The following is a 13,507-nucleotide window of genomic DNA, read 5'->3' as shown; positions in this document are numbered from 1 at the left end:
GGAGCCGTGGACCGGCCGCGCGGAGCCGGGGCCCGGCAACGCGGAGCAGGTCTCAGCCGCGGCCGTCGATCAGCTCCCCGTAGGCCTGGACGAGGTCGGGCAGCCGCAGGGTCGCCAGGTCCTCGCGGCCCGGCGGCTCGCGCAGCAGCGAGAGCCGCAGGTCGCGGTAGGCGCAGGACTTCTCGTACAGGGTGCGGATGAACCGGCCGTTGCCCAGTTCGTCGATCCAGCCCTCGCGGACCACGTGGGTGCAGATGCTGGCGAGCTCCTCGGCCGCGTCCTCGTCCCAGCCGTCGCCGTCCCGGCCGGCCAGGGCCGCGCCGATCGCGGTCAGTTCGCTCGGGCGGTAGCTGGGGAAGTCCACCCGGGTGGTGAACCGGGAGTTGAGGCCGGGGTTGGTGGCCAGCAGCCGGTTCATGCCCTCGGGGTAGCCGGCCAGGATCACCACCAGCCGGTCGCGGTTGTCCTCGGCGCGCTTCAGCAGCACCTGGAGCGCCTCGTCGCCGTAGGCGTCGCCCTTGGTGTAGCCGGAGTTGGAGAGGCTGTAGGCCTCGTCGATGAACAGCACGCCGTCCAGGGCGGAGTCGATCAGCTCGTTCGCCTTGACCGCGGTCTGCCCGAGGAACTCGCCCACCAGGTCGGCCCGTTGGGCCTCGACCAGGTGGTCGCCGGAGAGCAGCCCGAGGGCGTGGAAGACCCGGCCGAGGATCCGGGCCACGGTGGTCTTGCCGGTGCCGGAGGGCCCGGAGAAGACGAAGTGGCGCTTGGGCGGCTGGACGGGCAGGCCCTGCGCGGCCCGGAGCCGGGACATCCGCAGCTGCGCGGACAGCGCCCGGACCTGGCGCTTGACCGGCTCCAGGCCCACCATCAGCGCGAGTTCGGCCAGTGCGGCGTCCAACTCGTGTTCGTCGTCGACCGGTTGGGCGGCCGTCGGGGAGGCCGCCCGGGGCTGGGCCTCGGCGTGGACCGGGAGCGGCGCCTGGGCGGCGGAGCCGGCCGGCGCCCCGGACCGCTCGCCGGCCGCCTGCGGTGCGGCGCCCGTCGGCGGGCCGTCGCTCCGGGGCGGGCCGTCCCCGAAGCCCGTCCCGCCGGTGAAGGCCGGCCCCTCGGTGTACGCGGTGGCCCCCTCGGGGTACCCGGCCGGGTCGGGGTACCCGGACTCCCCGGACTCCCCGGCGAGGTCGGCCGGGTCGGCGAAGCCCGTGAAACCGGTGGCGCCGTCGTCGAAGCCGCCGGCCCCGGCGTACCCCGTGCCGTCCTGGAACTCCGCCCCCTCCGGCCCGAGTTCCTCGATCCCGGCGGATCTGCCGCCGGCCGGCGGGCCGCCGGTCAGCAGGCCGTCCGCGAGGCCGTCGGTGAGTCCGTCCGCGAGGCCGTCCTCCGCCGCGATCGCGGCCAGCCGGGCCGCGGTGTCCATGAACACCGGGTCGGCCCGGTGCACCGCCCGGTAGAGCGGCAGTGCGGCGGCACTGCGCCCGGCCCCCTCGTAGGCCCGGGCCAGCCAGTACCGCAGCTCCTTGCGCTGCGGCTGCTCCGAGCGGCAGCGGGCCAGCGAGGCGGCCAGCGGGGCCTGGGCCTGGGCGCACATGTCCAGCCGGACGCGGGCCATGCCGGCGAACAGGCCGGCCTCGATGCCGAGCAGCGGGTCGTCCAGCAGCCGGTCGGTGTCCCGGATCAGCTGTTCCCAGTCCTTCAGCAGGTAGGAGCGGCAGGCGTAGAGGAACTGGGCGGACGGGTCCTCGCTGGGGGCCGGGCACTGCTCCAGCGCGCGGTCCAGCTCGGCCAGGTGCCGGCCGTCCAGCCAGTGCGAGGCGTGGGCCAGGGCCAGGTCGCGGGCGTCCTCCAGGACGGGCTGCACCCACCAGCCGAGCCAGTACCAGGAGCTCAGTGAGCGTCGGTGCCGGCGGCGCTGTTCGCCGAACCGTTTCTGGTTGCGGTACATGGCCAGCAGTGCGGCCGAGGTGTCGCTGCGCAGCGCGTGCAGGCCGAGCCAGGCGTCGGCCATCCCCGGATCCAGCCGGACGGCCGCACGGAACTCCTCCTCGGCGCGCGCGTACGCGCCGGCCGTGTAGGCGTCCATGGCACGCAGCCAGGCGCGGTCGGCGAGCAGGTCCGGGCCGCCCGCGTTGCTGTCGGAACTGTCCACCGTCGTCACTCACGCCCCCCGCGGTGTGGCCCGGGGCTCGGTGGCGGTCGCCTTCGCGCTGCCGGGCCGGTGGTCGGATGCCCCCGGGCGCATATGCGCCTGCCAGGAATCGTACCGGGGCGGAGCTGATCCGGAAGGGTGCCGCACGGGGTCAAATGCGATCGCGCGCGCGGCCGTTGAGCGGGTGCGGGCTCGTTCCGGCGGTGGGGGAGCGGGATTCGGAAGGGGACCGGACGGCGCCCCCGACTCACGGGGGAACAAGCCGGGGGCGCCGGGTCCGAGGCGGCCGGAACATCCCGTTCCGACAGCTGAGGAGAACCTAAGTCCTGGCGATACCGCAGGTCAAGGGCTTGTTGAAGGTTCACCGACGGTGCCCGGCGTGATTCGTCCGGTCACCCCGTCGACCCTCGTCGCCGCGTGCGGGCGGCTCGGGTCCGCGGCGAAATGCGCCGATTCGGCCCGGGCCCAGTCCGCCCAGAAATCGGCCAGTTCCGGACCGTCCCGCCGCTCGCCCCGGAGGCGGGCCGCACCGGCGTCCAGCTCCATCCAGATCACCCGGGCCAGCCACGGCCGCACCGCCCGCCGTCCGGCCCCGACGCCCTCCACCAGCACCACCGGGGCGGCCGGCACCGGGGCCGTCCCGTCGAAGCGGCGCAGCGTCCAGTCGTACACCCGGTACGCGGCGCCCCGGCCAGCCGCCAGCGGTTCCAGGACCTGCTCGCGCAGCCGCTCCGTCCAGCCGAACGGCTCGGCGTGGGTGGCCAGGTCGTCGAGGTGGACCACCGGCGCCCCGTCGAGCGCCGCGGACAGCCGCCCGGCGAAGGTGGTCTTGCCGGAGCCCGCGTGCCCGTCCACCGCGACCAGCCGCACCGGGCCGCAGGACGGCGGCAGTGCGCGCAGCTCCGCCGCGAGGGCGCCCAGCGCGGGGCCGTACTCGGGCGGGACGGCGGAGGCGGGGGTTCCGGAAGCAGCCACAACGGCAACCCTACGGTGCCGTAGCCAACCACTCCGGCCAGTTCCACCAGACCGATCGTGACGGAGCTGCCGGTTTCCGGCATACTTCGCAGCGCCCCGCCTGTGAACGGCCGTTCACCGCAATCCGGTGCCGGTCGGGCCGACCTGCCACACCCGCGCCGGACCCGCCACACCACGGTCCCGGCGCCCGATCGAGGAGGCGACCGCCGCCATGACCCCGTCCCCCGCGAAAGCCGTGGAGCGCCAGCTGCCCAGCGAGGAGGCCCGCGAGCTGCTGAGCCTCACCCGGGACCTGGTCCAGCGGGAGCTGCAGCCCCGCGCTGCCGAGGACGAGGCCGCCGGGCGCTTCCCGCGGGAGGTCTTCCGCACCCTCGGCGAGGCCGGCCTGCTCTCCCTCCCGTACGACGAGAAGTACGGCGGCGGCGAGCAGCCCTACGAGGTGTACCTGCAGGTGCTGGAGGAGCTCGCGGCCGGCTGGCTCGCCGTCGGCCTCGGCGTGAGCGTGCACACCCTCTCCTGCCACGCGCTGGCCGGCTTCGGCACCGAGGAGCAGCGCGCGCAGTGGCTGCCCGGGATACTCTCCGGCGAACAGCTCGGGGCCTACTGCCTCTCCGAGCCGCAGTCCGGCTCGGACGCCGCCGCGCTGCGCACCCGCGCCGACCTCGACGGCGACGCCTACGTGGTCAACGGCACCAAGGCGTGGATCACGCACGGCGGTCAGGCTGACTTCTACAGCGCCCTGGTGCGCACCGGCGGCGAGGGCCCCAAGGGCATCAGCTGCCTGCTGCTCCCCGGCGACGTGCAGGGCCTGTCGGCCGCGCCGCCGGAGCACAAGATGGGCATGAAGTCCTCGCCCACCGCGCAGCTGCACTTCGACGGCGCCCGGGTGCCGCGGGAGCGGCTGATCGGCGAGGAGGGGCAGGGCTTCCAGATCGCCCTCGCCGCGCTCGACTCCGGCCGCCTCGGCATCGCCGCCTGTGCGGTCGGCGTCGCGCAGGCCGCGCTCGACCTCGCGGTGGACTACGCGCGCACCCGCCGCCAGTTCGGCCGCCCGATCGCGGACTTCCAGGGCCTGTCCTTCATGCTCGCCGACATGGCCACCCAGATCGAGGCCGGGCGCGCGCTCTACCTGTCCGCCGCCCGACTGCGGGACGCGGGCCGGCCGTTCTCCAAGGAGGCGGCGATGGCGAAGCTGTTCTGCACCGACGCCGCGATGCGGGTGACCACCGACGCCGTCCAGGTCCTCGGCGGCTACGGCTACACCCAGGACTTCCCGGCCGAGCGCTACATGCGCGAGGCGAAGGTGCTGCAGATCGTCGAGGGCACCAACCAGATCCAGCGCCTGGTGATCGGCCGCCACCTCACCAAGGGCTGACCTCCCGCGAACCGCGGGCCTGCCTCCCGAGTCGCGGGCCCGCCCCCCGAACCGACGGCCGGCCCGCCGAACCGGGGCCGGCCCGGCGGGACCGAGGGCTGACCTCCCGAACGGCCTCCGGCCGTCACTCCAGGGTGCGGAGTGACGGCCGGAGGCGTGTCCGGGCCGGGGCCGGGCCCCGGCGGGTCAGCGGCGGACGAGGCGGCGGCGCTGCTCGGGGATCACCGGGGTGACGGCGGCGGTGCGCACCGGCCGGTGCGCCACCGCGTGCGAGAACGGCTGGGTGCGCCAGTCGAGTTCGGTGGGGAGCGCGAACAGTGCGGCCAGGCCGGTCGGTTGGGCGTCGTCCGGGGTCTCCACCTCGGCCAGGTCGTCGGTCGGCGTGCCCGAACCCGGGCAGAGCGCGGGGGCGAAGGGGTTCCAGGCCGTCGGCAGCAGCGCGTGCTGCGGCAGCCGCTCCTCGTCGGCCACCAGGGCGATCGGGCGGCGGCACTCGGGGCAGTGCACCCGGAAGATGTCCCAGGTGTCGGCCTCGCCCGGGTCGACGCCCGGCGCGAGGTCGTGATCGACCGCGAGGTCGTCGCGGCCGGTCGTATCGTCGGTCTCGTCGGCGCCCAGGGCACGCTGGTCAGTCGGCATGAGGATCCCCCTCGGATCGGGCCCGGCGTGGTCGCCCGGGGCCACAACCAGCACTTCCCTGTGATCCGGGCTCATAACCCTGCGGTCAGGTGCACCGTGATGCACCGGGTGTGTCCTTGGCCACATCGGACGCCACATTCACCCGGCATGTGCCGTGCGGACACCCGCCGTCGCCCCGGCCGCCCACCGGATCGCCCCCGTGCGCCCTTGACCGGAAGCCGGGGGCGCGCCCTGGGCCGGGGCGTTGCGTGACGCCGCGTGCGCCCCCCGTGCCCCGACCGGGTAGGTTTGCGCACTGTGGAAGACCTCGACCAACGCATCGTCCAGCTGCTCCTCGAGGACGGCCGGATGAGCTACACGGACCTGGGCAAGGCCACCGGCCTGTCCACCTCGGCGGTGCACCAGCGGGTGCGCCGCCTGGAACAGCGCGGGGTGATCCGCGGGTACACCGCGATCATCGACCCGGACTCCGTCGACCTCGCGCTGACCGCGTTCATCTCGGTCAAGCCCTTCGACCCGAGCGCCCCGGACGACACCCCCGAACGGCTGGCCGGCCTCCCGGAGATCGAGGCCTGCCACAGCGTCGCCGGTGACGAGAACTACATCCTCAAGGTCCGCGTCGGCGCCCCCGGCGACCTGGAGGACCTGCTCGCCCGCATCCGCAGCGCGGCCGGCGTCTCCACCCGCACCACCGTCGTGCTCTCCACCCCCTACGAGGCCCGACCCCCGAAGCTCTGAGGGCGAACCCCGCGGGTGCAGACTTGGCGGCATGACCGAACGCACCCTCCCCCCGCGCCCGTCCTCGGGCCGGAGCGGCCCACGAACCGTCCTGCTGCGCGGCGGCGCCGTCTACAGCCCCGCCGACCCCTTCGCCACCGCGATGCTCGTCGAGGGCGAGCACGTCGCCTGGGTCGGCAGCGACGGCGCCGCCGAGGCGTACGCCGCGACGGCCGACGAGATCGTCGAGCTGGACGGCGCCCTGGTCACCCCCGCCTTCGTCGACGCCCACGTGCACGCCACCGCCACCGGCCTGGCGCTCACCGGCCTCGACCTCACCGGCAGCCCCTCGCTGGCCGCCGCCCTCGCCGCCGTCACCGCCTTCGTCGAGGAGCGGGGCGAAGCCGACGGGGTGCTGCTCGGCCACGGCTGGGACGAGACCGGCTGGCCCGAGGGCCGCCCGCCCACGCTCGCCGAACTCGACGCGGCCGCCCGCGGCGCCGCGCTCTACCTCTCCCGCACCGACGTGCACTCCGCGCTCGCCACCACCGCGCTGCGCGCGCTCACCACCGGCCTGGCCGAGTGCGCCGGGTACGCGGCGGAGGGCCCGCTCACCAAGGACGCCCACCACGCCGTGCGGCAGACCGCGCTGGCCCGCCTGACGCCCTCGCAGCGGCGCCGGGCCCAGCGGGCCACCCTCGCCAGGGCCGCCGAACTCGGCATCGGCGCGCTGCACGAGTGCGCCGGCCCGCAGATCTCCTCGGAGGCGGACCTGAGCGCCCTGCTGGCCCTGGCCGCCGAGGGCGACGGTCCCGAAGTGTTCGGCTACTGGGGAGAGTTGGGCGGCGTCGAGACGGCCGCTCGGCTCGGCGCGGTGGGTGCCGGCGGCGACCTCTTCGTGGACGGCGCGCTCGGCTCGCACACCGCCTGCCTGCACACCCCGTACGCGGACGCCGAGCACACCGGCACCGCCTACCTGACCGCCGAGCAGGTCGCCGACCACGTGGCGGCCTGCACCGAGGCGGGGATCCAGGCCGGCTTCCACGCCATCGGCGACGCGGCCGTGGCCGCCGTCGTCGACGGCGTCCGGGCGGCCGGCGAGCGGGTCGGCGCGGCCCGGGTCAGGGCCCTGCGCCACCGGGTCGAGCACGCCGAGGCGCTGGACGACAAGAGCATCGCGGCCTTCGCCGAGCTCGGCCTGACCGCCTCCGTCCAGCCCGCCTTCGACGCCGCCTGGGGCGGCCCGGAGGGCATGTACGTCCGGCGCCTCGGCGCCGAGCGGGCCGCCGCGCTCAACCCCTTCGCCGCCCTGCTGCGGGCCGGCGTCCCGCTGGCGTTCGGCTCGGACGCGCCGGTCACCCCGCTCGACCCCTGGGGCACCGTCCGCGCCGCGGCCTTCCACCGCACCCCGGAGCACCGGATCTCCGTCCGCGCCGCCTTCACGGCGCACACCCGCGGCGGCTGGCGCGCGATCGGCCGCGACCAGGACGGCGTGCTCGTGCCCGGGGCCGTCGCCAGCTACGCGATCTGGGCCGCCGACGAGCTGGTCGTGCAGGCCCCGGACTCCCGGGTGGCCGGCTGGTCCACCGATCCGCGCTCCGGCACCCCCGGCCTGCCCGACCTCACCCCCGGGCGCCCGCTGCCGGCCTGCCTGCGCACCGTCGTCCGCGGCCGCACCGTCCACCGGGCCTGAAATCCCCCCGGGCCGGTGGTTCGGAAGCCGGCCCCTAGGTTGGCCGGTATGACGACCGACCCACTGGTGCCCGCCGACTTCACCGTCCCGCGCGAGCTGCTCGCCCCGGAGTTCCGCCTGGAGCCCCTGGGCGAGCAGCACAACGCCTCCGACCACGCCGCCTGGACGGGCAGCATCGCGCACATCCGGGCCACCCCCGGCTTCGCCGGCCGCCGTTGGCCGCCCGTCACCGGGATGACCCTCGAACGGAACCTCGCCGACCTGCGCCGGCACGCGGCCGACTTCGCCGCCCGGACCGGCTTCGCCTACACCGTCCTGGAGCCGGACCGGGACGAGGTGATCGGCTGCGTCTACGTCTGCCGGGACCACGAGGACCCGGCGGTCGTGAACGTCAGTTCCTGGGTCCGGGCCGACCGGGCCCACCTGGACGCCCCGCTGCACCGCGCCGTGTCCGCCTGGCTCGCCGGCCGGTGGCCGCTCGGCCCGATCCGCTACGCCGCCCGCTGACCAGCGGGCCCGGCCCCCGGGGCAGGGGGCGCGGGGCCGCCCCCGGGCCGCCGGTCGCCCATCACCCTGACCTCACGCTTCCCTGGCGTTCCGGGGTACCTTCTTCGGACAGCGTCCGAACAGCAACACGCAGGAAGATGGTGCGCCGGTGGCCATGCCCGTCACCCAGGAGCGGTCCGGGGCCGCACCCGAGCCGGCCGAGCCGGCGCCCGCGCCCGGCCGGGTCACCCGCGCGCTCGCCCGGGTCCGCGCCGGGCTGCCCCGCACCGGCCTGGCCGCGCTGGCCGGACTGCTGCTGGCGCTCGCCTTCCCGCCCTTCGACCTGTGGCCGCTCTCGCTGCTGGGCGTCGCCGCGCTCTCGCTGCTCACCCGCGGCCGCACCGCCCGCCAGGCGGCCTGGACGGGCTTCGCCTTCGGCCTGCCGTTCTTCCTGATGCTGCTCAGCTGGCTGCGGGTGGTCGGCTGGGACGCGACGGTCGGCCTGTCGGTCGTGGAGGCGCTGTTCCTCGCCGTGCTCGGCAGCGGGCTGGCACTGACCTCCCGGCTGCCGGCCTGGCCGCTGTGGGCGGCCTGCCTGTGGATCACCCAGGAGTGGGCCCGGGACCGGCTGCCGCTCGGCGGCTTCCCGTGGGGGCGGCTGGCCTTCGCGAACACGGCGACCCCGTACACCCCGCTGGCCGCGCTCGGCGGCGCCCCGCTGGTGACCTTCGCGGTCGCCCTCTCCGGCGCCCTCCTGGCCTGGGCGGCGCTGCGCCTGCGCGGGCCGGGCCGGGCCCCGAAGGCGGCCGCGCTGGCGGCGCTGGGCGCGGTGGCCGCGCTGCTGGCCGGCTACCTGGTGCCGGTGCCGACCGCGGCGGCCGACACCGTGAAGGTCGCCATCGTGCAGGGCAACGTGCCCAACCCGGGCATGGACTTCCTCGGCCGACCGATGATGGTCCTGAACAACCACGCGGTGGCCACCGAGCGCCTCGCCGCGGACATCAGGGCCGGCAGGGTCGAGCGCCCGGACATCGTGATCTGGCCGGAGAACTCCTCCGACCTGGACCCGTTCAGCGACCCGCTCGCCTACCAGCGGATCGACCAGGCGGTGAAGACCGTCGGCGTGCCCACCCTGGTCGGCACCCTGGTGGACGGCCCGGACGCCCAGCACGTCCAGAACGAGGGCATCGTGTGGGACCCGAAGACCGGCCCGGGCGCCTCCTACACCAAGCAGCACCCCGTCCCGTTCGGCGAGTACGTGCCGTTCCGCGCCCAGCTGATGAAGGTGATCACCCGCCTCCAGCGGGTCGCCCGGGACTTCTACCCCGGCGACCACAACGGCGTGATGCAGCTCGGCCCGGCCCGGATCGGCGACGTGATCTGCTTCGAGGTCGCCTACGACGAGATCGTCCGGGACACCGTGGACAGCGGCGCCCGCGTCCTGGTCGTCCAGACCAACAACGCGACCTACGCCAGGACCGGCCAGCCGGAGCAGCAGCTCGCGATGAGCCGGCTGCGCGCCGTCGAGCACGGGCGGGCCGTGCTGATCGCCGCGACCAGCGGCATCAGCGCGGTGATCTCCCCGGACGGCACGGTGCAGCAGCGCACCGAGGAGCTGACGCCGGCCGAGCTGTCGGCGACGGTCCCGCTGCGCGACGGCACCACGGTGGCGGACCGGGTCGGTGCCGCGCCGGAGTGGACGCTGGCCGTCGCGGGCCTGCTGGCCTGCGGCGCGGGCGTACTGGTCGGGCGCCGCCGCAGGGCCGCCGCCGGAACACCGGCCGCGACGGATTCGTTGGACCAGGTGGTGCCGTAGCCGGCCCGGACCTCCCGTGCGGCGCGCAGAGCACCGCCTGGAGTGGATCCGTACCGTGACCGAGCAAGCCGCCCCCACCCGTCCGGCCCCGCGCGGAAGGCTCCGCCGGCTGCTGCCGTTGCTGATCACCGCCTGGCTGGTGCTGGAGATCTGGCTGCTGGTCCAAGTGGGCTCGTGGCTGGGCGGATTCGTCGTGCTGCTGCTGCTCGTCGCGGGCGCGCTGATCGGCGGCTCGCTGATCAAGCGGGCCGGGCTGAAGGCGCTGTCCGCGGCGATCGAGCAGAGCAAGGACCCGAAGTCCCAGCAGCCGCAGACCGGGACGAGCATGACGGTGCTGGCCGGCGTGCTGCTGATCGTCCCGGGCTTCCTGTCGGACGCGCTGGCGCTGACCCTGCTCTTCCCGCCGACCAGGGCGCTGTGGCGGGCGGCCGGCCGCCGGGTGGCCGACAAGGCCCTGCGCAGCACCGCCGCCGCCGGGTCCGCCCCGTTCGCGGACGCGATGCGGCTGCAGGAGCAGCTGCGCATCCACCGCCCGGACGGCAAGGTGATCCAGGGCGAGGTGGTGGAGCCGGGCGCCGCTCCGCGGGACCAGCAGGGCCCGGACACCACCTACCGGCCGCCGATCGCCGGCTGATCCGATCCTCCCCCTCCGCCCCCTCCGCTCCTCCAGCCCGAACGGCCGCGCCCGGCGGGCCGTCCGGCGGCCGGGCGGCCCGCCCCGGGCGGGGCCGGAGGACGCGAAAGGGACCCTGGTGACCAGGGTCCCTTTTCGCGTCCTCCCGCCGTGGCGGGAGAGAGATCAGGCGCTCTTGCGGGTGTCCCGCGGATGCACCGCGAGGTTCATCCCGCCGGAGCGGAGCACGGCCAGCCGTTCGGCCAGCACCTCCTCCAACTCCTCGCGCGTCCGGCGCTCCATCAGCATGTCCCAATGGGTGCGCGTGGGTTTGACCTTCTTCTCCTCCGGCTCGTCGCCGTCGAGAAGTGCTGCCTCCTGGCCACAGAAGCGACATTCCCAGGTCGCGGGGATCTCCGCCTCGACCGAGAAAGGAACCTCGAATCGGTGTCCGTTCTGACATGCGTACTCGACGGTCTGGCGGGGAGCCAGATCGATACCGCGGTCGGTCTCGTAGCTAGTGGCCCCGAGTCGCGTGCCGCGGAGAGCTCGCTCGCTCATGAATCGTGCCTCCCGGGCTTATGGCCCACAGGACTAGTGGTCGCTGTTCTTCGTCGTTCGGTCAACGCTCGGCTTCCGACGAAGATTCCCGTCCCGGGACATGCGTCGTCTGTCGTGCCGCCCCTGTTTGTACCCACCGGCGCCCGATTTGTCACATCTGGCCGCGGATATCACCCCAGGTGTCACCTATTTCACATCTGGTGATCGGTCGGCCTTTCCACCACGAGCGTACCGGGACGGGATTCGACGCCCGTCGCCGCCCCCGTCCCCGGGCGGTTACGAGATCGGACGGGAACGGATCATCGGTTCGTCCTTGCCGAGGGCGACCGGCAGGGTGAGCGGCGATCCGTCGGCCCGCAGGGCCGTCGGCGGGTGCTCCGGCCGGGGCGGCAGGTCGGCGGCGGCCTCGGTCCGGGTGTCGCGGTGCGGCAGCAGGGCGATCACCGCGTCCCGCAGCGGGGCCGGGGCCTCGTCGTCGAGCGGGTCGACGGTGGTGGGCACCTGGAGCCGGACGGGCGCGCCGTTGCCGATCCGGGCGTAGCCGCGGCCGACCGGGGCGTGCGCGGCGGGCACGATGTCGAGCGGGGCGCCGAGCGCGGCGTGGCCCTCCTCGGGGCCGGCGGGGCCGAGCACCACCCGGGCCCGGGTGGTGGCCCGCACGGTCGGGGTGATCCGGTCCCGGGCCTCGAGGTCGTCGGCGATGACCACGGTGACCCGGGCGGCGCGGCCGTGCCGCAGCGGCAGTTCGAGCAGGTCCTGCGGGTCCGGCCGGCCCTCGGCGTGGGCGAGCTCGCTCAGCTCGGTCGGGTGGTCCAGCAGCAGCCAGAGCGGCCGGGTGACGTCCTCGGGCGGGGCGGTGCCGGCGTGCCGGGAGGCGTTCAGCGCGGCGAGCCGGCGGTCGGTCTCCTGCACGGCCCACTCCAGGGCGGCGAGTGCGCCGTGCAGGCTGGTCTCCACCGTGTGCACGCCGGGCCGGTTGACCAGGCAGGCGTGCTCGCCGGTGCCCGCGCCGTCGATGACCACCAGGTCGGCGTACGGCAGGGCCTGGAGCGCGACGGAGCGGATCAGGCTGGAGGTGCCGTAGCCGGTGACGCCGAGCGCCAGCAGGTGCGGCTCGGCCGAACGGGGGCCGGTGCGCCAGACCACCGGCGGCTGCTGGGCGATCGCGCCGCCCCGGGAGACCGGGATGGTGCGGGCGGTGCCGTCCTCGTCGGTGAAGCCGAGCACGATCTCGCCGGGGGCGGCCACGAAGCGCTGGGCGACGATGTCGGTGGGCAGCGGGGTGAGCGCGGCGATCCGCAGCCGGTTGGACTCCTCGTCCCAGTCGAAGCGGTACTCCCGGGCCCGGCCGGCCTTGCCCTGGACGACCTGCTCGATCCGGGCCCGGGCGGTGGGCTCGGTGTCGGTGAAGTACGCCGGGTAGCCCAGCTCCAGCCGGGAGAGCCGGCCCTCGGCGTCGAACTCCCAGGAGCCGAAGGCGTCCTTGTAGCTGCCCTCGAAGTGGTACAGCGGGTTGGCGTCCTCGGGGCCGCACAGGTAGGGGGTGAGCGCCGCGTAGAGCGCGCCGAGCTTGACGTCGGCGACGTCCGGGGCGGCCGGTGCCGGGGCCGCCTTGGGGGCCCGGCCGGCCCAGGCGGCGCTGGCCATCAGGGCGATCAGCGCGAACAGCAGGCCGTGCGGCAGCAGGTAGACGCCGACCGCCATGGCGGCGACCAGGAACAGCGTCGGGCCGCGGCGCTCCTTGGGGGTGGTCTGCCAGCGGTCCTTGGTCCAGCCGGCGTGGTGGCGCAGTCCGCGGCCGATCACGGAGAGCGGGGCGAACATGTCGGAGGCGTGGTCCCCGGCGGTCCGGGCGATCTCGCGACCCTTGCTGAGGTGGCGGTTGAGCGGCATTCCTTGACTCCCCGGGCGGGTGGGACGGGTGGGGTGGCGGGGGCGGGGCCGGTGGTACGACGGGGCCCGGGGCGGTGGGATCCGCGCCCGGGCCCGTACGGGGGAGTGACGCGCCCTAGAACCTCAGGCCGCCGAGCAGGCTCGCCAGGCTGGCGCCGCCCGCGGTGATGCTCGGGGCGATCGAGGAGCCGGCGATGTAGAAGCCGAGGAGGGCGCAGACGATGGCGTGGGAGACCTTTAGTCCGTCCCTGCGGAAGAACAGGAAGGCGATGGTGCCGAACAGGACGATGCCGGAAATCGAGAGGATCACGCTCTGCTCCTCGGGGAGGGGGACAGGGACGGTGTCACGGAAAGTGCCTTAATCGTGACAAAAAGTAATAGATGATGGAACGGGGCAAATGGGTGGTTTCCCGCCCCGATACCGTCCTGGAGTCCGGACGGAGGTATGCGAACCGGCCCGGGTGGGGCCGTATCCGCGCCGTTTCGGCGCGGCGAGGCATTCCCGCCGCGGGGGGCGGGGGTTTCCCGGCGGTCGGGGAAGTTCGCCCGAACGGCCCCGGAGCGTTCCGGCACACGTGTCGCACCGGCCGGGC

At 75.0% G+C, this 13,507-nt stretch carries 12 protein-coding genes; 6 read left to right on the top strand and 6 right to left on the bottom strand.

The genetic code is table 11. The annotated features are described in order from the left end of the window. Nucleotides 1–52: 52 nt before the first annotated feature. Nucleotides 53–2,080, bottom strand: a complete 2,028-nt coding sequence (locus ACFYUY_RS10240; protein ID WP_387900021.1) for an AAA family ATPase — start codon at nt 2,078–2,080, stop codon at nt 53–55. 408 nt (nt 2,081–2,488) lie between these two features. Then, complete coding sequence (locus ACFYUY_RS10235) at nt 2,489–3,121, bottom strand: uridine kinase (RefSeq protein WP_387899816.1); 633 nt, start codon at nt 3,119–3,121, stop codon at nt 2,489–2,491. A gap of 211 nt (nt 3,122–3,332) precedes the next feature. Here ACFYUY_RS10235 and ACFYUY_RS10230 point away from each other — a divergent pair, with 211 nt between their 5' ends. Continuing rightward, nucleotides 3,333–4,496, top strand: a complete 1,164-nt coding sequence (locus ACFYUY_RS10230; RefSeq protein ID WP_360208056.1) for an acyl-CoA dehydrogenase family protein — start codon at nt 3,333–3,335, stop codon at nt 4,494–4,496. A 186-nt stretch (nt 4,497–4,682) separates the two neighbouring features. Here ACFYUY_RS10230 and ACFYUY_RS10225 read toward each other — a convergent pair whose 3' ends face one another. Continuing rightward, nucleotides 4,683–5,135, bottom strand: coding sequence for a hypothetical protein (locus tag ACFYUY_RS10225; protein WP_360208054.1), 453 nt, complete (start codon nt 5,133–5,135; stop codon nt 4,683–4,685). A gap of 297 nt (nt 5,136–5,432) precedes the next feature. Here ACFYUY_RS10225 and ACFYUY_RS10220 point away from each other — a divergent pair, with 297 nt between their 5' ends. The 5 genes from ACFYUY_RS10220 to fxsA all read left to right on the top strand — a co-directional run bounded on the left by ACFYUY_RS10220 (nt 5,433) and on the right by fxsA (nt 10,481). Then, nucleotides 5,433–5,873 (top strand): Lrp/AsnC family transcriptional regulator, encoded by a 441-nt coding sequence (locus tag ACFYUY_RS10220; RefSeq protein ID WP_030243361.1) that lies wholly within the window; start codon nt 5,433–5,435, stop codon nt 5,871–5,873. A 31-nt stretch (nt 5,874–5,904) separates the two neighbouring features. Then, on the top strand, nt 5,905–7,545 hold the full coding sequence (locus ACFYUY_RS10215; RefSeq protein WP_360208052.1) for an amidohydrolase family protein: 1,641 nt from the start codon (nt 5,905–5,907) through the stop codon (nt 7,543–7,545). 48 nt (nt 7,546–7,593) lie between these two features. Further along, nucleotides 7,594–8,052, top strand: coding sequence for an N-acetyltransferase (locus tag ACFYUY_RS10210; RefSeq protein ID WP_387899813.1), 459 nt, complete (start codon nt 7,594–7,596; stop codon nt 8,050–8,052). 154 nt (nt 8,053–8,206) lie between these two features. Beyond that, nucleotides 8,207–9,847, top strand: a complete 1,641-nt coding sequence (gene lnt, locus ACFYUY_RS10205) for an apolipoprotein N-acyltransferase (protein WP_387899811.1) — start codon at nt 8,207–8,209, stop codon at nt 9,845–9,847. 55 nt (nt 9,848–9,902) lie between these two features. Beyond that, entirely contained in the window at nt 9,903–10,481 is a 579-nt protein-coding gene (gene fxsA, locus ACFYUY_RS10200) for an FxsA family membrane protein (protein WP_360208045.1), read from the top strand. A 165-nt stretch (nt 10,482–10,646) separates the two neighbouring features. Here fxsA and ACFYUY_RS10195 read toward each other — a convergent pair whose 3' ends face one another. From ACFYUY_RS10195 to ACFYUY_RS10185, 3 genes are all read right to left on the bottom strand, one after another. Further along, nucleotides 10,647–11,021 (bottom strand): RNA polymerase-binding protein RbpA, encoded by a 375-nt coding sequence (locus ACFYUY_RS10195; protein ID WP_355365562.1) that lies wholly within the window; start codon nt 11,019–11,021, stop codon nt 10,647–10,649. Between the two features lie 276 nt (nt 11,022–11,297). Further along, nucleotides 11,298–12,914 (bottom strand): hypothetical protein, encoded by a 1,617-nt coding sequence (locus ACFYUY_RS10190; protein WP_387899809.1) that lies wholly within the window; start codon nt 12,912–12,914, stop codon nt 11,298–11,300. Nucleotides 12,915–13,029: 115 nt separating this feature from the next. Continuing rightward, nucleotides 13,030–13,224, bottom strand: coding sequence for a hypothetical protein (locus ACFYUY_RS10185; protein WP_360208039.1), 195 nt, complete (start codon nt 13,222–13,224; stop codon nt 13,030–13,032). Nucleotides 13,225–13,507 lie beyond the last annotated feature (283 nt).

This window comes from Kitasatospora sp. NPDC004745, from assembly GCF_042873275.1.
In the GTDB taxonomy this organism is placed as follows: Bacteria; Actinomycetota; Actinomycetes; order Streptomycetales; family Streptomycetaceae; genus Kitasatospora.
The sequence above is the reverse complement of the archived record's forward strand: the minus strand, read 5'-3'. Positions and strand labels throughout refer to the sequence as shown.